The organism is Oceanobacillus sp. FSL W7-1293 (assembly GCF_037969815.1).
GTDB classification, from domain to species: Bacteria; Bacillota; Bacilli; order Bacillales; family Amphibacillaceae; genus Oceanobacillus; species Oceanobacillus oncorhynchi.
The window spans coordinates 44,385-61,803 of record NZ_CP150212.1; the positions used below are offsets into that span (position 1 = coordinate 44,385).

Annotated in this window: 20 protein-coding genes; 19 read left to right on the plus strand and 1 reads right to left on the minus strand. The window is 40.2% G+C overall.

The features are described from left to right. Positions 1–16: 16 nt before the first annotated feature. The 4 genes from yabA to rsmI all read left to right on the plus strand — a co-directional run bounded on the left by yabA (position 17) and on the right by rsmI (position 2,512). Positions 17–379 (plus strand): DNA replication initiation control protein YabA, encoded by a 363-nt coding sequence (yabA, locus tag MKY65_RS00225; protein ID WP_042528586.1) that lies wholly within the window; start codon positions 17–19, stop codon positions 377–379. Positions 380–625: 246 nt separating this feature from the next. Beyond that, positions 626–1,366, plus strand: coding sequence for a tRNA1(Val) (adenine(37)-N6)-methyltransferase (locus MKY65_RS00230; RefSeq protein ID WP_339181292.1), 741 nt, complete (start codon positions 626–628; stop codon positions 1,364–1,366). Then, the gene (locus MKY65_RS00235) at positions 1,359–1,634 is read left to right on the plus strand and encodes a GIY-YIG nuclease family protein (protein WP_339181294.1); all 276 of its coding nucleotides are present in this window, start codon (positions 1,359–1,361) and stop codon (positions 1,632–1,634) included. The genes MKY65_RS00230 and MKY65_RS00235 overlap by 8 nt, the downstream gene beginning before the upstream one ends. Beyond that, on the plus strand, positions 1,631–2,512 hold the full coding sequence (rsmI, locus tag MKY65_RS00240; protein ID WP_339181297.1) for a 16S rRNA (cytidine(1402)-2'-O)-methyltransferase: 882 nt from the start codon (positions 1,631–1,633) through the stop codon (positions 2,510–2,512). Before MKY65_RS00235 ends, rsmI begins: the two co-directional genes overlap by 4 nt. Positions 2,513–2,598: 86 nt before the next feature. On the opposite strand, the gene MKY65_RS00245 is transcribed toward rsmI, so the two are convergent. Then, complete coding sequence (locus tag MKY65_RS00245; RefSeq protein ID WP_040977653.1) at positions 2,599–2,874, minus strand: AbrB/MazE/SpoVT family DNA-binding domain-containing protein; 276 nt, start codon at positions 2,872–2,874, stop codon at positions 2,599–2,601. Between the two features lie 542 nt (positions 2,875–3,416). On the opposite strand from MKY65_RS00245, the gene metG reads away from it, so the two are divergent. The 15 genes from metG to MKY65_RS00320 all read left to right on the plus strand — a co-directional run bounded on the left by metG (position 3,417) and on the right by MKY65_RS00320 (position 17,274). Then, entirely contained in the window at positions 3,417–5,426 is a 2,010-nt protein-coding gene (gene metG / locus MKY65_RS00250; protein ID WP_339181300.1) for a methionine--tRNA ligase, read from the plus strand. Positions 5,427–5,509: 83 nt separating this feature from the next. Then, positions 5,510–6,277, plus strand: coding sequence for a TatD family hydrolase (locus MKY65_RS00255; RefSeq protein WP_339181303.1), 768 nt, complete (start codon positions 5,510–5,512; stop codon positions 6,275–6,277). A 36-nt stretch (positions 6,278–6,313) separates the two neighbouring features. Beyond that, the gene (rnmV, locus tag MKY65_RS00260; protein WP_042528580.1) at positions 6,314–6,880 is read left to right on the plus strand and encodes a ribonuclease M5; all 567 of its coding nucleotides are present in this window, start codon (positions 6,314–6,316) and stop codon (positions 6,878–6,880) included. Beyond that, on the plus strand, positions 6,873–7,757 hold the full coding sequence (gene rsmA, locus MKY65_RS00265; protein WP_339181305.1) for a 16S rRNA (adenine(1518)-N(6)/adenine(1519)-N(6))-dimethyltransferase RsmA: 885 nt from the start codon (positions 6,873–6,875) through the stop codon (positions 7,755–7,757). Before rnmV ends, rsmA begins: the two co-directional genes overlap by 8 nt. 667 nt (positions 7,758–8,424) lie before the next feature. Continuing rightward, the gene (gene yabG / locus MKY65_RS00270; protein ID WP_339181307.1) at positions 8,425–9,300 is read left to right on the plus strand and encodes a sporulation peptidase YabG; all 876 of its coding nucleotides are present in this window, start codon (positions 8,425–8,427) and stop codon (positions 9,298–9,300) included. A gap of 310 nt (positions 9,301–9,610) precedes the next feature. Then, the gene (locus MKY65_RS00275; RefSeq protein ID WP_042528577.1) at positions 9,611–9,874 is read left to right on the plus strand and encodes a Veg family protein; all 264 of its coding nucleotides are present in this window, start codon (positions 9,611–9,613) and stop codon (positions 9,872–9,874) included. Between the two features lie 153 nt (positions 9,875–10,027). Next, positions 10,028–10,204, plus strand: coding sequence for a small, acid-soluble spore protein, alpha/beta type (locus tag MKY65_RS00280; protein ID WP_084612794.1), 177 nt, complete (start codon positions 10,028–10,030; stop codon positions 10,202–10,204). A gap of 216 nt (positions 10,205–10,420) precedes the next feature. Continuing rightward, the gene (gene ispE, locus MKY65_RS00285; protein ID WP_193065204.1) at positions 10,421–11,272 is read left to right on the plus strand and encodes a 4-(cytidine 5'-diphospho)-2-C-methyl-D-erythritol kinase; all 852 of its coding nucleotides are present in this window, start codon (positions 10,421–10,423) and stop codon (positions 11,270–11,272) included. Positions 11,273–11,337: 65 nt separating this feature from the next. Continuing rightward, positions 11,338–12,153 carry a pur operon repressor gene (gene purR, locus MKY65_RS00290; RefSeq protein ID WP_339181312.1) on the plus strand — a complete coding sequence of 272 codons (816 nt, stop codon included), beginning with the start codon at positions 11,338–11,340 and terminating at the stop codon, positions 12,151–12,153. Positions 12,154–12,427: 274 nt separating this feature from the next. Continuing rightward, positions 12,428–12,727 carry a septation regulator SpoVG gene (spoVG, locus tag MKY65_RS00295; protein WP_042528574.1) on the plus strand — a complete coding sequence of 100 codons (300 nt, stop codon included), beginning with the start codon at positions 12,428–12,430 and terminating at the stop codon, positions 12,725–12,727. Between the two features lie 334 nt (positions 12,728–13,061). Then, positions 13,062–14,429: a bifunctional UDP-N-acetylglucosamine diphosphorylase/glucosamine-1-phosphate N-acetyltransferase GlmU gene (gene glmU, locus MKY65_RS00300; RefSeq protein ID WP_339181315.1), complete on the plus strand. Its 1,368-nt coding sequence runs from the start codon at positions 13,062–13,064 to the stop codon at positions 14,427–14,429. Positions 14,430–14,459: 30 nt separating this feature from the next. Further along, a complete protein-coding gene (locus MKY65_RS00305) occupies positions 14,460–15,413 on the plus strand; it encodes a ribose-phosphate diphosphokinase (protein WP_042528572.1) in 954 nt (317 codons plus the stop codon). Positions 15,414–15,544: 131 nt separating this feature from the next. Next, entirely contained in the window at positions 15,545–16,183 is a 639-nt protein-coding gene (locus tag MKY65_RS00310; protein WP_339181318.1) for a 50S ribosomal protein L25/general stress protein Ctc, read from the plus strand. A gap of 121 nt (positions 16,184–16,304) precedes the next feature. Continuing rightward, positions 16,305–16,868 carry an aminoacyl-tRNA hydrolase gene (gene pth / locus MKY65_RS00315; protein WP_042528570.1) on the plus strand — a complete coding sequence of 188 codons (564 nt, stop codon included), beginning with the start codon at positions 16,305–16,307 and terminating at the stop codon, positions 16,866–16,868. Positions 16,869–17,043: 175 nt separating this feature from the next. Beyond that, positions 17,044–17,274, plus strand: a complete 231-nt coding sequence (locus tag MKY65_RS00320; RefSeq protein ID WP_339181321.1) for an anti-sigma-F factor Fin — start codon at positions 17,044–17,046, stop codon at positions 17,272–17,274. Positions 17,275–17,419: the final 145 nt, after the last annotated feature.

Genomic DNA, 17,419 nt, shown 5'->3' on the forward strand with positions numbered 1-17,419 from the left:
AGGTAGGTGATCAATCTTGGGAAACAGAGAGATATTCGATCAAGTTTCCGATATGGAGAAGCAAATTGGTGAATTATATGAGCAGTTAGGTGATTTAAAAGGTAAACTTAGTGATTTGCTTGAAGAAAATCACCGGTTGGCCCATGAAAATCATCATTTGCGTAATCACCTAGACAGTTTTACAGAAGAATCTGTGGAAAAACAGCAGGAAAAAAGTGATTCTAAACAGCAAAAAGGAATATTTCCGGGGGAAGGCTATGATAATTTAGCACGTCTTTATGAAGAAGGTTTCCATATTTGCAGTTTAGAGTTTGGCAGTCCGAGACGAAACGAAGATTGTATTTTTTGCTTGGACTTCTTTGATAAAACGAAACTTTAATCATGGAGAGTGGTGCTCCTCTCCCCATGATTATTAGCTTGAGTTAATCAGGAGATGAAGTGACCGTTTTTTCCCCATGAATATTTAAATATATCTTCTATAACTTAAAGGGGAAATTACGGACACTCATGCTGTGATAAAACGAAATAAAGTACGGTAAGTATCGTATTGGACGGCTGTCTTCCTATGAAGGCAGCTATTTTTCTGATAAGCTGTCCAATGAGAACATAAGGATGTGGTGAACCAATGGTGGAGCTATATGATGATGAACGATTAGATTATTTATTAGCAGACGAAACGATGAAAATTATCCAAAGTCCGACAGCCTTTGCTTTTTCATTGGATGCGGTGTTGTTAGCTCATTTTAGTTCGATTCCTAAAAAACGAGGAAAGATTCTTGATTTGTGTACAGGAAATGGGGTCATCCCGTTATTGCTGTCTAAAAAGACAAATGCGGAAATTATTGGGGTAGAGATTCAAAAACGTATTTTTCAGATGGCGGAAAGAAATGTTGCTTTAAATGATTTGCAACCTCGATTACAAATGATTCATGGAGATTTAAAGGAAATGCAGGCGACCCTGGATCAAAGTGCTTTTGATATGGTTACCTGTAATCCTCCCTATTTTAAAACACCCTCTGCAACAGAACATAATCACAATGCGTACCTTACGATTGCCAGGCATGAAGTGTATTGTACATTAGAGGATGTCGTCAAAGCTTGTAAAAGATATGTCCGGCCCGGGGGAAAAGTTGCCATGGTACATCGTCCCGGACGCCTGGTAGATATTATAGAGCAATTTAGAAAGTACCGTATCGAGCCGAAACGTGTGCAATTTGTTTATCCGAAACAAGGAAAGGAAGCAAATATGCTCTTGATAGAAGGGATTCGCGACGGGAAAGCAGATGTGAAAATCCTGCCGCCATTCTATATTTATGAACAGGACGGTTCCTATACGAAGCAGGCAGAGGAAGTTATCTATGGCTGACGGAGAGCATTTGGTTTATATGTTACATTGTCAGGACGGAACGCTGTATACGGGATATACAAATGATTTAGAGCATCGGATTCGTATGCATGAAGAGGGAAAAGGGGCAAAATATACAAGAGGAAGAGGGCCTTTTGAAATCATCTATACATGCGCATTTGAAAATAAGTCAGATGCCTTGCGCGAGGAATATCGAATAAAAAAATTAACTCGCCAGGAAAAGCTGGAAATGATTCAAGCTTATGAGAAAGGAATGTGCCATGAATGAATATCCAAAATAGTTATCAGCCGGAAGAACATGCTGCATTATACGTTGTCCCGACACCTATTGGAAATTTGGAGGATATGACTTTTCGGGCGATTCGGGTATTAAAGGAATGCAAGCTGATTGCTGCGGAGGACACGAGGAATACGAAAAAGCTGCTTCATTATTTTGAGATTCACACCCCTCTCATCAGCTATCATGAGCATAATCATCAGGAAAGAGAAAAACAGCTTTTAGATACGATTCGTCAGGGAGAATCGGTTGCTGTTGTGAGCGATGCGGGGATGCCTGCAATTTCTGATCCTGGTTCAGAGCTGGTTCAAGCAGCTATCCGCGAAGGGCTGGATGTCATCGTGTTACCAGGGGCTAATGCGGCACTCGTAGCACTGGTCGGGTCTGGTCTAACTGCACAGCCTTTTACATTTTATGGTTTTCTTCCCAGAAAGAAAAAAGATAAAAAAGAAACACTGGAAAAATTAAAAAATTTTAATACGACTTTAATTTTTTATGAATCTCCCTATCGCATCAAAGATACCCTGCAGGAAATGGAAAGTATCCTAAGTAACAGGAAAGCGGCCATAGGAAGAGAAATCTCTAAGAAATTTGAAGAATTTGTTAGAGGTACCATACAAGAACTTTTTTCATGGAGTAAGAAAAATGACATGCGAGGCGAGTTTGTTATTGTGGTAGAAGGACCGACAGAAGCAGAAGCAGCTTCATTTGAGCAGGAATCAAGCTGGTGGGAAGCGTTATCTGTGAAAGAACATGTAGAAGCGTTGATGAATAAAGAGCATCTATCCAGTAAAGAGGCCATTAAGCAGGCAGCCATCGAACGGAAAGTGCCGAAAAGGGAAGTTTATCAGAGCTACCATATTGATTAGCTTTGTTCCAGTTCGCTAGGTAATAAAGGCAAAAAAAGGACGACCTACGTACATAGAGGAGGTCGTCCTTTTTTTGCCTTTTAAATTTATTTAAAACGGTTTTGAATTTCTTCCAGTAAAATTTTTGCACCCTCTGGGCTAAGGATGAGGTTGCCGTCAGCCAGGGTCTGATTATCATCTGTCAGCTCTCCAGTGATTTGACAGGTCATATTTGGACGGTATTTTTTCAAGACAATACGATCATTGTCTACGTAAATTTCCATTGTATCTTTCTCTTTAATATCAAGGGTACGGCGTAATTCAATAGGAATAACTACGCGACCAAGCTCGTCAACCTTACGTACGATACCAGTAGATTTCATTCTTCATTCCTCCAATGTGAGATTTAATAAAATTTTCTGAATAAATAAGTATTACAATTTCAAATAATGAGATAAATTGCAAAAAATGTCGTTACTAGTCGGTACTGATAACATTAGAATAGCAACAATATTTGGTATTGTCAATACAATTTTACTGTAAAAGGAAAAGTTTTATTCCTTTTTCATAAATATTCAGGTTTTTATCCGTTTTTATTTATTTCAGAGGAAGAAAGTATCTCTTTTTTTGTAAAATTAATTTCTAAGAAGTTGGATAAAGAATGAGTGAATAGGTACACAATTTGGCAAATTACGTTATAATAGCTACAATAGATGTTGATATTTTATATGCGTCATGTGATACCATAAAAAATAGAGCGAAAGCTGAAATTCTAAAAGTTGATTTTGAATCTTTTTCGGATGAGATGGCAATGCTTGTTTCATAGCATGTATCTTTTTATAGGTAAATGGGAAATCTCTCTGACACTTGTACATCTCAGGACAAGATTTTTTAAATAGGAACAAATCTAGGAGGAATAAAACGGATGGGAAGCAAAAATACTTTTTACATTACAACGCCAATATATTATCCGAGCGGAAAATTACATATTGGCAGTGCATACACAACGATAGCTTGTGATACGATGGCGCGATATAAGCGCTTATTAGGGTTTGATGTGTTTTATTTAACAGGCAGTGATGAGCATGGACAAAAAATTGAGCAGAAGGCTGCTGAACAAAATATCTCTCCGCAAGAATATGTAGATGGCATGGCTGCTGGAATGCAGGATTTATGGAAGAAGCTTGAAATCAGCAATGATAAATTTATTCGCACAACCGATGAACAGCATCAGAAGGTTGTAGCTGATATTTTTGAGCGTTTCTTAAAACAAGGAGATATCTACCTGGATGAATATGAGGGCTGGTATTCTGTGCCGGATGAAACGTTTTATACGGAAACGCAGCTGGAAGATGTTGAAAGGGACGAGGATGGTGATGTTATCAGCGGAAAGTCACCGGACAGCGGCCACCCTGTTGAGCTGATTAAAGAGGAGTCCTATTTCTTCCGGATGAGTAAATATGCAGATCGCTTATTGAAATATTACGAGGAGCATCCAGATTTTATTCAGCCGGAGTCGCGTAAAAATGAAATGATTAATAACTTCATTAAACCAGGTTTAGAGGATTTAGCTGTATCCCGTACTACCTTCAGTTGGGGAGTCAAGGTCCCGAGTAATCCAAAGCATGTGATTTATGTATGGATCGATGCATTGGCAAACTATATCACAGCATTAGGCTATGGTACAAATGATGATGAAAACTTCCAAAAATATTGGCCGGCAGACGTACATATGGTAGGGAAAGAAATTGTTCGTTTCCATACCATTTATTGGCCGATTATGCTGATGGCTTTAGACTTGCCGCTTCCGAAGAAAGTATTCGGCCACGGCTGGTTGTTGATGAAAGACGGAAAAATGTCGAAATCAAAAGGAAATGTGGTTTATCCGGAAATGCTTGTAGAGCGTTATGGTCTCGATGCTTTACGATACTACTTAATGAGAGAAGTTGCTTTTGGCAGTGACGGTGTCTTTGCACCGGAAGATTTTGTTTCCAGAGTAAATTATGATTTAGCAAATGATTTAGGGAACTTATTGAACCGTACTGTAGCGATGATTAATAAATATTTTGACGGAAAAGTCCCTACAATAAACGGTGTGATTAATAAAGAAGATGCTGATCTGCAGGGGCTGGCAGCGTCTGTTATTCAGGATTATCAAGAGTCCATGGAGCAGATGGAATTCAGTAATGCATTGAAAAAAGTATGGACGCTGATTTCCCGTGCGAATAAATATATTGATGAAACACAGCCATGGATTCTTGCGAAGGATGAGGAAAAGCGTCCTGAACTGGCCAGTGTTATGGCACATCTGGCCGAAACATTGCGTGTTGTTGCAACGCTTCTTCAGCCTTGTCTGACGCATGCGCCGAAGAAAATCATCGAGCAGCTTGGTTTAGATGAAGCCAGCGGATTAGCCTGGGAGAATGTTCCATTTGGAAACTTCCCGGAAGGCACTACTGTTGTGAAAAAAGGGAAGCCAATCTTCCCTCGTTTAGATGTGGATGAAGAAGTAGAATATATCCGTTCTCAAATGGGAGGAACAGCTCCAGCGGATGAAGAAGCAGCCTGGGATCCGAATGAAACGGAGCTTGTTTCTACCAAAGAAAAACAAATCAAATATGATGTATTTGATAAAGTAGAACTGAAAGTCGCGGAAGTGAAAGACTGCAGTAAGGTTGAAGGTGCAGATAAACTATTGAAATTCCGCCTGGATGCCGGTGATGAAGCAGACAGACAAATTTTATCGGGGATTGCAGAATATTACCCGGAACCGGAAAAATTAATTGGGAAAAAGGTTGTTATTGTAGCGAACCTTAAACCGCGTAAAATGCGGGGAGAAATCAGTCAGGGAATGATCCTTTCTGCTGAGAAGGACGGGAAATTAGAAATCGTTCCAGCACCGGAAAGCGCACCAAACGGAGCGCCGATTTCTTAACTAATAATAGATGGAAGGGAGCTGTCATCGTGTTCATGTCAGCTCCTTCCTTTTCGATATAAGAACAAAAAAGGATGATTAGAATGTTATTTGACACACATGTTCATTTAAACGCAAGGCAGTTTGCTGAAGATAGAGAAGAGACCATTCAGCGTGCAAAGGATGCAGGTGTGGAGTATATGGTCGTGGTTGGTTTTGATCATGAAACCATCCCGCTCGCTATTGAAATTGCGGAAGCACATGAGAATATTTATGCAGCAGTAGGCTGGCATCCTGTTGATGCAATCGATATGACAGAGAAAGAATTGGAATGGATCGAAGAATTAACAGCACATCCTAAAGTGGTCGCAATTGGCGAGATGGGCTTGGATTATCATTGGGATAAATCACCGAAAGATGTACAGAAGAAGGTCTTTCGTCAGCAAATCGCACTTGCTAAAAAAGTAAAAATGCCGATTATTATTCACAACCGGGAAGCGACGGAGGATATTATTGCTATCCTGCAGGAAGAGAACGCCGAAGAGGTTGGCGGGATTATGCATTGTTACAATGATTCTGTCCAATATGTCCAGACATGTCTGGATATGAATTTTTATATTTCCTTAGGCGGACCGGTAACCTTCAAAAATGCCCCGTTGCCGAAGGAAGTAGCGAAGCAGGTGCCTTTAGACCGTCTGCTGATTGAAACAGATGCCCCATTTCTAGCACCGCATCCGTACCGTGGAAAAAGAAATGAGCCGGCATATGTGGCACGTGTAGCCGAAGATATTGCGGCATTACGTGAGATGGACGCAGCTGAAATTGGAAATATCACAACAGAGAATGCGAAACGATTTTTTAAAATTGATTAGGTCTGTCGTATTATGGAATAAAGTGGAGGAAATCGATTGAAGATAAAAGAAATGATTGTAGTAGAAGGACGGGACGATACAACACGAATCAGACTTGCTGTAGATGCTGATACGATTGAAACAAATGGTTCTGCAGTAAATAAAGCAACGCTCGATAAAATTCGTCATGCAAAAGAAAAACGCGGAGTAATTGTGTTTACGGACCCGGATTATCCGGGCGAGCGGATCAGGCACTTAATTAATCAGGCAATCCCCGGCTGCAAGCACGCTTTTTTACGAAGAGATCAGGCAAAGGCAAAACATTCCATGAATAAAAGCTTAGGTATTGAACATGCCTCTGTGGAGGATATTCAAAAAGCACTTGCGGAGGTTTATGAATTAGCGGATTTTTCGGATAGCGATATTAACAAAGCAGACTTGATTGATTATGGATTAATTGGAGGGAAGAAGGCGTCTGGACGGAGAAAACGTCTGGGAGAGCTTTTGCATATTGGACATACCAATGGAAAGCAGCTGTTAAAACGCCTTACCCAATTCCAAATTTCCAAAGAACAATTGGAAGAAGCAATGGAAGTAATAGAGCAGGAGGAGCAGGATGTCTAAAAAATATATTGCAACACCGACGAGAACAAAAGAACTGCTGAACAAATATGGTTTTGCATTTAAAAAAAGCTTAGGACAAAATTTCTTGATTGATGTGAATGTATTGGAAAATATCATCCACCAAGCGGGGATAACAAAGGAAACAGGAGCCATTGAAATTGGCCCCGGAATGGGTGCTTTAACGGAGCAGTTAGCTATTCATGCAGACAAGGTCGTTGCATTTGAGATTGACCAGCGCCTGCTCCCGATTTTAGAAGAGACGTTAGCCGATTACGATAATGTAGAAATTATTCATCATGATATTTTAAAGGCAAACGTAGAAGAAGTGATTCGAACGCAATTCGAGGAAGGTCAGGATATTCATGTCGTTGCTAATCTTCCTTACTATATTACGACACCAATTCTGATGAAGCTTGTTCGTGATCAGCTTCCGGTTACGAGCCTGACTGTGATGATCCAAAAAGAAGTAGCGGATAGAATGGCTGCTGTCCCAAATACCAAAAGCTATGGCTCGCTTAGCATTGCCGTACAATACTATACAGAAGCCAGTGTCGTTTTAAATGTGCCGAAGCAGGTATTTATGCCGCAGCCTAATGTGGATTCCAGTGTGTTAAAGCTTGTGATGCGCAAAGAACCGCCTGTTCAAGTAGATAATGTAGATTTCTTCTTTGAATTGATTCAAGCAAGCTTTGCTCAAAGAAGAAAAACCCTCCGTAATAACTTAAACCGATTTTTGCAGGATAAATTTGCAAAACAGCAAATAGAAACCTTCCTAGAAAACGCAGCAATAGATGGAGGAAGACGCGGTGAAACCTTAACCATGGAGGAATTTTCATCCTTGGCAAATGTAATCCATAAAGAGCTTCCAAAAAACTGATCAGAAGATATAATCTTTTGATCAGTTTTTTTAAAGAATAAGAAAGCATAAAAAATGCTGAATATAGCCGCTCCAACGGGTTTCATGGGGTGAGTAATCTTAGGCCCCAGAAATACACTCCGCTTTCCGTGGGCCCCGAGCTCATCTCCTTTAAAGAAGACTTAGCGATTGGCAAGCCGACAGGCGCAGACAGAGCTAAAGTCGCACTTATACCCCGAGGGTGAAAAGAAGACTTGCTGATTGGCAAGCCGTCAGGCGCAGACAGAAGCATAGTCGCACTTATGCCCCGCGGGTAGAAAAAAAGAAGAACACTTTTTTCCTGCGGGGTCTTCCCCCTGGGACTGCGATTACTCGTCCCATCAAAACCGTCGCTAGAATTTGCGTTATTTCCTTGTAAAAAAGCAAATAAAACATAATTCCACTTAGATGGGAGCGGATGTTGTCGACTCCTGCGGGAAAAGCAACAGGTAGACTTGAGCAGGAAGCGGTTTTCTTACCGTGCGGCTGAACGTTGCCCGCGGAAAGCGACTTCCCGTAGCGGACATCTCCTTGGCAAGAACATCGAAGTTTTTAAAACCAAGTGGTGTTCTTGTTTTTTCTTATGATTGGAACAGAGCTGTGCTTTTATTCATACAATGAGAAAGAGTAAAAGGTGAGAGGTGCAGCGATGGATATACAGAAGGGTGCGTTAGTTACAAGGAAATCATATGATCATGATTTATTATTCCGTGTGGCAGAAATAAAAAAGGGAGTTGCTATTCTTCACGGAGAAGAACTGAGATTAAAGGCAGATGCAGCTTTATCCGATTTAATACTAGTGAACCAAAGGGAGCATAAAAAAAGAAAAGCAGTGGACAGAGAAAAACAAGAATCCTCCTATCGATTATTTCGTCAGGACTATCAAATGATGAAAGAAAAAAGAAATTATGAAGCAACAGAAGGTTATACGGATGCTGCAAATTATTTTCAATTGCCGGCAAAAGTCCTTCATATTGATGGAGATCCGTCCTATTTAAGAAAGTGTATCCAATTATATCAGCGTATTGGCCTGCAAGTGCATGGTGTTCACTTAACGGAAACAGAAATGCCTTTTCAAATAAAAGATCTGCTTGAGAAAATCCAGCCGGATATTATGGTTATTACGGGCCACGATGCTTATTCACATAATAAGGGGATGAAGCATGATTTAAGTGCCTACCGCCATTCTAAATATTTTGTAGAGGCTGTGCGGGAAGCGAGGAACGTTTATCCGAATCTGGATCAGCTCGTCATTTTTGCAGGAGCATGCCAATCGCATTTTGAGTCATTGATTCGTGCGGGATCCAATTTTGCCAGCTCACCGTCCAGAGTCAATATTCATGCCCTGGATCCAGTCTATATTGTCGCAAAGGTAGCGTACACGTCATTTATGGAAAGTGTATCGGTGTGGGAAGCGCTCCGTAATACGTTAACGGGAGAAAAAGGATTAGGAGGAATACAGACAAGGGGATTATTACGAACAGGCATGCCTTACTTAGCGAATGAGGACGAAGATGAATTATAATCTCAAAAACTGCTTAGAAAAGGCAGTAATGGGAATAAGAGGTGTGCTTTTGTTCCTCCTTCTTTCCAAGGAATTGGAACCTGTAATTAGACCATTCTGATTAGTTATTTTTTTGTAATTTTTATAAAATCAGCCTCTTATGCATTTTTTTGTGACAATTTATGTATAAAAATAGCATCATGACAAATAATATCAGAAATAGACAAAATAAATAGTTGACAATCTAAAACATATGCTGATATAATTGTTTGTTTTGCTTGACATTTCATCGGCGTATATGCTAAAATAAATGTATGTGAGGTGGAGTGTAGTGGGCAAAACGTTGATCGAAATCAAGCAAGGTCTAGATGGTCAGGTAGGTAAACGGTTAAGGCTCAGAGCGAATGGCGGAAGACGGAAAACCGTTGAAAGATGCGGTGTTCTAGCGGAGACATATCCCTCTGTTTTCATTGTTGAGCTTGACCAGGACGAGAATGCATTCGAACGGGTTTCATACAGCTATACAGACATATTGACAGAAACGGTGGAGCTGAATTTTGTGGAAGGAAGTTCAGCGGTATTTTTTAAACAGTAGACAAGCATATTGTCTGCTGTTTTTTATATTGGGTAAAAAGAACAGAAAATGGTTCTCTTGGTTAATTCTTTTGCGATTGAATGGAGGAAAAGTACATAAGCTATAATTGCCTGTCGATAAAATAAAACTTCATTCGTAAAGGGGAGCTTTTATATGGGTAGACGAGGGATTATGTCCGCACAAATGAAAGAAGAAATAGCGAAAGAATTAGGATTTTACGATACGGTACAGCAGGAAGGCTGGGGAGGAATAAAAGCTCGTGATGCCGGTAATATGGTGAAACGGGCGATAGAAATGGCAGAAGAAAGTATGAAAAAGAGCGAGTCCTGACCGGGCTTGCTTTTTTGTTTTAACGCAGTTCTGTTCCCGGCTTCAGGAGACTGGAAAGCTTGACCGGGAACTTTTTTCGGCTGCCCTTGAAACCCTTTCTTAAACTAAATTAGCCTACGTGTTTTGATTATGATACAATAAAACATATTTTTATGGACGTAGCTATGGTTTCAAATAGGTGAACGAATTTCCAACGCTTTGAGGATGTGATTGAAGATGCTTGTCATGGAGAAGGCGCCTGCTAAGATAAATTTATCATTAGATGTACTAAATAAGCGGGAGGATGGCTATCATGATGTTGAAATGGTCATGACAACGATAGACTTAGCAGATCGTTTAGAATTACGGGAATTACCTGCAGATAAAATTCAATTATCTTTGGAAAGCCGTTATGTTCCCAGCGATGAACGGAATTTAGCATATCAAGCAGCAATTTTATTTAAGAAAACGTACAATATCAAAAAAGGTGTTCACATCCAAATTGATAAATCGATTCCTGTTTCCGCTGGATTGGCTGGTGGAAGTGCTGATGCTGCAGCGGTTTTACGGGGATTAAACCGATTATGGGGACTGAATATCCCGTTAGCTGAATTAGCTGATTTAGGATCGCAATTAGGAGCGGATATTGCTTTTTGCGTTCACAGTAAAACAGCGATAGCAAAAGGTTACGGCGAGTGCATTGAACTCTTGCCTGCCCCGCCTACCTGCTGGGTTGTTCTTGCCAGACCGGATATTGGTGTATCCTCCTATACCGTATTTGATCAAATTAAAATTCCGGAGTTACAGCACCCAAATACAAAAGAGGTACTGGCAGCCTTGGAGGAAAGAGACTTTTCAAGGCTGTGCAATCATCTGGGAAACGCATTGGAGCCTATTACTTTTTCCATGCATCCGGAAGTTGCACGGCTGAAGGAAGCGATGCAGCTGGCAGGAGCAGAAGGTGTGATGATGAGCGGGAGCGGGCCGACCGTGTTTGGCTTAATGAAGCATCACCGGAAGGCACTGCGGATTTATAACAGTATGCGGGGCTTTTGCAAGGACGTACAATTAATCCGAATGTTAGGATAGGCATTGCTAAAATGCATATGAAAATGCTATATTATATAAAGAACATTCGGATTTGAGGTGTGAGTTTGAAAAGAAGTAATCGATTGGTTGTGTTAACAGAGTACTTTTTAGAAAACCCGAGGAAACATATTCAATTGCCTTACTTTGTCGAGCTTTGTGATACAACGAAGTCATCGATAAGTGAGGATTTAGATATTATACATGAAGTATTTCAAATAAAAGGATTGGGGTATCTGGAGAGAACGACCGGGGCTGGCGGCGGTGTGAAATATATTGCTACCAGCTCGGCAGAATCAAGCAGCGAGTTTATCTCCACGCTTCAGAAGAAGTTAGAAGATCCTGCCCGCATTCTCCCAGGAGGGTATCTGTACATGAGCGATATCCTTGGCGATCCTTCCATGGTCCGGGAAATTGGCCGTGCCTTCGCTTCCTGCTTTGCCCATTTAGAGATTGATGCGATTGTCACTGTTGCAACAAAGGGGATTCCTTTGGCGTATGCTACAGCATCCTTTTTAAATGTGCCGGTTGTTATTGCGCGCAGAGACCCGAAAGTAACAGAAGGGTCCTCTGTAAGTATCAACTATGTTTCTGGATCGTCCCGAAAAATTCAAACGATGGTGCTGCCAAAACGCAGTCTGCCTGATGGCTCAAACGTATGTATCATCGATGATTTTATGAAAGCAGGAGGAACGATTACAGGAATAAAGAGCCTCTTGGAGGAATTCTCTGCAACGGTACAGGCTGTTGGAGTACTGGCAGAAGCAGATGATGAGGAAGATGAAAGAGTGATTACCGATTATACGTCCCTCTTAAAAATATCTCCTGTCGACATACAGAATCATCATGTGTCTGTACTGCCGGGGAATTATCAAATGGAATAAACGGCATACAATTCAGATCTTAATCTAATTTAGAGATTAAGGTCTTTTTTTATACCTGTGTTCATTGCATTTAGACAATCATCGTGTCTGGAAGAAAAAGGTGGATAATAATGACTAAAAAAGTCGAAAACAAATGATTTCTTAGGTACACGGGAGAATAAATTTAAAATATTTTATTTTATTGGTATTTATAAGAAGGATTTTTGTAATTTATGTTGAAGTAGTATAAGTATAAAGGGTGATTTTTGAATTAGGAAAAAGGTGGTGAAACATCATGGAAGTAACTGACGTAAGATTGCGCCGCGTAAAAACAGATGGAAGAATGCAGGCCATTGCCTCAATCACATTAGACAACGAGTTTGTTGTCCATGATATCCGTGTCATCGACGGGAATAGTGGATTATTTGTTGCAATGCCGTCAAAGCGGACGCCAGACGGAGAGTTTAGGGATATTGCTCATCCGATTAATTCTGGAACACGCTCAAAAATTCAAGAAGCTGTTTTAGGGGAGTATCAACGTGAACGTGAGAATGAAGAGGGGCTAGGCTATAAAGAAGAAGCCGGTGTTTCCTGAACATACGCTGGAGGGCGATTGGGCGAGAAGGTAGAAATCTGAATGAAGATTTGCCTTCTTTTTTTTGTCCTTTTTTAAAAGAAAAGCTGGTATTTTATGGGACGATTTTTTAAAAGTGGGAACCTGACAACATTGGTAATCGTTGTCTCAACCAGTTACACTGCGATAAACGCAGCAATGAAAGTTTTTTTCGTATTTTAGTTAAGCGAGGTCACGAAAAAAATAAAAATATGATAACATAAGATATAGAAATAAAACCTTTTATTTTATTGAAATAAAGGTTTTTTTACGATATATTTTTAAATGGATATTTAGAGATGATGGAGGTTTCCTAATGACGAATCGATTTGCTGTTATTTTAGCAGCTGGGCAAGGAACAAGGATGAAATCAAAGTTATATAAAGTGCTTCATCCTGTAGTTGGCAAACCAATGGTACAGCATGTTGCGGATCAATTACAACAAACTGGGTTAGATAAATTAGTTACCATTGTCGGATTTGGAGCAGAGCAAGTAAGAGAGCAGCTTGGAGCGTCCAGTGACTTTGTCGTGCAGGAAGAACAACTCGGCACAGGACATGCTGTGATGCAGGCGGAACAACTGTTACAGAATAAAGAAGGTGTAACCATTGTAGCTTGCGGGGATACCCCTTTGATTCGTGCAGAAACATTCCAAAAATTGTTTGAACATCATGAGCAGACGGGTTCTAAAGCAAGTATATTGACGGCACTTGCAGATAACCCTGCCGGATATGGCCGGGTGGTTCGAAATGATGCAGGGGAAGTTGAGAAAATTGTCGAACATAAAGATGCTTCTGAAGAGGAATTAACGATAAATGAGATTAATACAGGAACCTATTGTTTTGACAATAAAGCGTTATTTGAAGCTTTAAAATCGGTTTCTAATGACAATGCACAAGGGGAGTATTATTTACCTGATGTCATTAAAATTTTAGGCGACCAGGGAGAGCGTATCAGCGCTTATGTGGCAGCTGAATTTAATGAAACGATAGGGATTAATGATCGTGTTGCATTAAGTGAAGCGGAAAAAATTATGAAACGGCGTATTAACGAGACGCATATGCGTAATGGCGTGACCATCGTGGATCCTGATAATACATATATCGGTCCGGATGTGAAAATTGCTGCAGATGTGTATCTTCATCCAGGAACGGTTTTAAAAGGAGACACCTCCATTGCGGCTGGTTCAGAGATTGGTCCGCATACAGAAATAAAAGATTGTGAAGTTGGGGAAGCTACAACGATCCGATTCAGTGTTGCTGCTGATAGCCGCATTGGGAATCGAGTGAATATTGGTCCCTACGCACATATCCGTCCAGCCTCAAATGTAGGAAACGACACAAAAATTGGCAATTTTGTAGAGCTGAAGAAAACGACTCTGGGCAACAGCAGCAAGGTTTCTCATCTTAGTTATGTAGGGGACGCTAATGTGGGAGAGCGTGTAAATGTCGGTTGTGGTACAATAACAGTAAATTATGATGGAAAAAATAAATTCCTGACAACAATAGAAGATGATTCGTTTATTGGATGCAACTCCAATTTAATTGCGCCGGTTACAATTGGTAAAGGTGCATATGTGGCAGCCGGATCGACAATTACAAATGATGTGCCGGATGAGGCATTATCCATTGCAAGATCGAAGCAATCAAATAAAGAAGGATATGCAAAGAAGTTTAAAAAATAGACTACAAACAAAGTCATGGAGGTTAGAGGAATGTCATCCAACTATAAGGACGCTTCGTTGAAAGTATTTTCGTTAAATTCGAATCCAGCATTAGCAGAAAGTATTGCAGCTCAAATCGGAACGAAATTAGGAAAATGTACCGTAACACAATTTAGTGACGGTGAAATTCAAATTAATATAGATGAGAGTGTGCGTGGTTCTGACGTATATGTTATCCAGTCTACTTCAGCACCGGTAAACCAGAATATTATGGAGCTGCTGATTATGATCGACGCATTGAAGCGCGCTTCTGCCAAATCAATCAATATTGTGATGCCTTACTATGGTTATGCTCGGCAGGACCGTAAAGCCAGAGCCCGCGAACCGATTACGGCAAAATTAATGGCAGATATAATTGAAAAAGCAGGAGCAAATCGAATGATTACACTTGATCTGCATGCACCGCAAATTCAAGGCTTCTTTGATATTCCAATTGACCACTTACAAGGTGTCCCTATTTTAGCTACTTATTTCGAACAGAAGAATTTAGAAGATGTGATTGTTGTTTCTCCTGACCATGGCGGTGTAGTACGTGCCAGAAAAATGGCAGACCGCTTAAAAGCCCCAATTGGTATTATTGATAAACGGCGTCCGAAGCCTAATGTTGCTGAAGTGATGAATATTATTGGTAATATTGAAGGGAAGACAGCTATTTTAATTGATGATTTAATTGATACAGCTGGTACAATTACCTTAGCCGCGAACGCATTAATTGAAAGTGGCGCAAAAGAAGTATATGCTTGTTGTACCCACCCGGTACTTTCTGGACCAGCTATCGAGCGCATTGACAATTCAAAAATCAAAGAGCTCGTTGTCACAGATACGATTCCTTTGCCGGAAGAAAAATGTATTGATAAAATTACCGAATTATCGGTTGCTTCTCTGCTGGGTGAAGCGATTATCCGTGTTCATGAAATGCAATCTGTAAGTATTCTTTTTGATTAAAGGTTTAACTTGTTCCATTTTAGGGTATGTATTATATTGACCGTTTATTTTATTGAGAAAAAGAAATAATGCAACATATGCAGAAACAATGTTTCATATTATTTTTTTAATCAACTTGGAGGGTGATACGAATGGCAGTAAAATTAAACGCAAAAAAAAGAGAAGATCTTGCAAAATCAGTAACAAGCGAAATTAGAAAAAGCGGTAGAATTCCAGCGGTCGTCTACGGAAAGGACAAAGACGCTAAGACAGTTTCTGTAGATAGCGTTGATTTAGTAAAAACCGTTCGGGATGAAGGACGAAATGCAATCATTTCACTTCAAGTCGAAGGCGGCGACACGGTAGATGTGATGCTGCATGATTATCAAATAGATCCGATAAAAGATGATTTGCTTCACGCCGATTTCTATATCGTAAATATGTCTGAAGAAATGGACGTTGATGTTTCTGTTCGCCTTGATGGTGAATCAAAAGGTGAAAAAGAAGGCGGCGTACTACAGCAGCCGTTTTATGAAATTCAAGTCCGTGCAAAACCAAAAGATATTCCTGAGGAAATCGTGGTAGATGTCTCTGACCTGGATGTGAACGAAAGCTTATCTATTTCTGATTTGAAAGTAACTGGAAACTATGAGTTTTTAGATGATCCAGATACGACAATCGCTTCCGTTGTTCCTCCAACTACAGAAGAAGATTTAGAAACAGACACAGAAGCAGATGAAAATGCAGAACCGGAAGTCATTAAAGAAAAATCTGACTCAGAGGAAAAGTAATTTTTAAGTTAACAATATAGAAGTAATACCTCCCTTCTTTACGCATACCATACTGGTATGCGTAAAGAAGGGTTATTGCGTTTAACAGAAATTGTGGACAGGGAAAAGTGAGGGTATGGTGATGAAGTTAATTGTTGGGCTGGGAAACCCTGGAAGGAAATATAAGAAGACACGTCATAATATTGGCTTCCGCACGATTGATGCGCTGTTAGATCGTCATGGATGGAAGCTGAATAACTCGAAATTTCACGGGGATTATGCTATCGAGCATTTCAATGGAGAAAAGATTGTATTATTACAGCCGCAAACCTATATGAATTTGTCAGGCGAGTCTATTCGGCCGCTGATGGATTATTATGACATAGAGACAGAAGACGTGATCGTTATTTATGATGACCTGGATTTGCCGACAGGGAAAATCAGGTTACGGCAAAAGGGCGGCCATGGCGGTCATAATGGAGTTCGTTCCACAATTGAACATTTAGGAACGAAAGAATTTAAACGAATACGTTTAGGGGTAGGAAGACCGGTAAATGCAACCCCTGTCGTAGATTATGTATTAGGGAAGTTTCCCAAAGATGAAAAAGAAGCGGTTGAACAAAGTGTTCAAGATGCAGCTGATGCTATTGAAGCGTGGATAGAAGGCAAACCTTTTGTAGAAGTGATGAATGATTTTAATCAATAAAGCATACCTTTGGTTTGAAGGGGAAGTTCCATTCATCCACCTTTTTGAGTGGAAAATGGAAGCAGGGTATATTCTTATTCCTCTCGGTTAAAACTAAATGAAAAGTGCAGATATCCTCTCTGAGCAAGGAATAGGCTGCGCTCTAAATTTTTGTATTTTAATCGAGGTGAATGAGATGGTTATCTACTATGGTTGTCGACATTGCGGAAAAGAGCTGGGTGTGCTGCAGCATACAGAAATGGATATAACCTTACGATTCCTTGAACTTCTGAAGGAACAGGATTTAGCAGAAATGATAGTCTCTGAAAAAGATGGCTATTTCCGTTTAGAAGTCATTTGTGAATACTGTCAGCAGGCTCTTGATATGCATCCTGATTATCATGAATTGGACCATTTTTTACAATAGCCTGAATGGGTTCCGGTCTGATGATTATTTTCCGGATAGACCTATGACCGTATATACCATTTTCTTAAAAATAAAATATATTTTATCGACTATTTTCACGCACAAAGCGCGTTTTTTAAAATACTTTAACAATTTAGAGGGGAAA

What these genes read in the sequence shown, in the direction of transcription:
- MKY65_RS00230 (WP_339181292.1), top strand. Translation starts at nt 626, where the DNA reads ATGGTGGAGCTATATGATGATGAACGATTAGATTATTTATTAGCAGAC.
- MKY65_RS00235 (WP_339181294.1), top strand. Translation starts at nt 1,359, where the DNA reads ATGGCTGACGGAGAGCATTTGGTTTATATGTTACATTGTCAGGACGGA.
- rsmI (WP_339181297.1), top strand. Translation starts at nt 1,631, where the DNA reads ATGAATATCCAAAATAGTTATCAGCCGGAAGAACATGCTGCATTATAC.
- MKY65_RS00245 (WP_040977653.1), bottom strand. Translation starts at nt 2,874, where the DNA reads ATGAAATCTACTGGTATCGTACGTAAGGTTGACGAGCTTGGTCGCGTA.
- metG (WP_339181300.1), top strand. Translation starts at nt 3,417, where the DNA reads ATGGGAAGCAAAAATACTTTTTACATTACAACGCCAATATATTATCCG.
- MKY65_RS00255 (WP_339181303.1), top strand. Translation starts at nt 5,510, where the DNA reads ATGTTATTTGACACACATGTTCATTTAAACGCAAGGCAGTTTGCTGAA.
- rsmA (WP_339181305.1), top strand. Translation starts at nt 6,873, where the DNA reads ATGTCTAAAAAATATATTGCAACACCGACGAGAACAAAAGAACTGCTG.
- yabG (WP_339181307.1), top strand. Translation starts at nt 8,425, where the DNA reads ATGGATATACAGAAGGGTGCGTTAGTTACAAGGAAATCATATGATCAT.
- MKY65_RS00280 (WP_084612794.1), top strand. Translation starts at nt 10,028, where the DNA reads ATGGGTAGACGAGGGATTATGTCCGCACAAATGAAAGAAGAAATAGCG.
- ispE (WP_193065204.1), top strand. Translation starts at nt 10,421, where the DNA reads ATGCTTGTCATGGAGAAGGCGCCTGCTAAGATAAATTTATCATTAGAT.
- spoVG (WP_042528574.1), top strand. Translation starts at nt 12,428, where the DNA reads ATGGAAGTAACTGACGTAAGATTGCGCCGCGTAAAAACAGATGGAAGA.
- glmU (WP_339181315.1), top strand. Translation starts at nt 13,062, where the DNA reads ATGACGAATCGATTTGCTGTTATTTTAGCAGCTGGGCAAGGAACAAGG.
- MKY65_RS00305 (WP_042528572.1), top strand. Translation starts at nt 14,460, where the DNA reads ATGTCATCCAACTATAAGGACGCTTCGTTGAAAGTATTTTCGTTAAAT.
- MKY65_RS00310 (WP_339181318.1), top strand. Translation starts at nt 15,545, where the DNA reads ATGGCAGTAAAATTAAACGCAAAAAAAAGAGAAGATCTTGCAAAATCA.
- pth (WP_042528570.1), top strand. Translation starts at nt 16,305, where the DNA reads ATGAAGTTAATTGTTGGGCTGGGAAACCCTGGAAGGAAATATAAGAAG.
- MKY65_RS00320 (WP_339181321.1), top strand. Translation starts at nt 17,044, where the DNA reads ATGGTTATCTACTATGGTTGTCGACATTGCGGAAAAGAGCTGGGTGTG.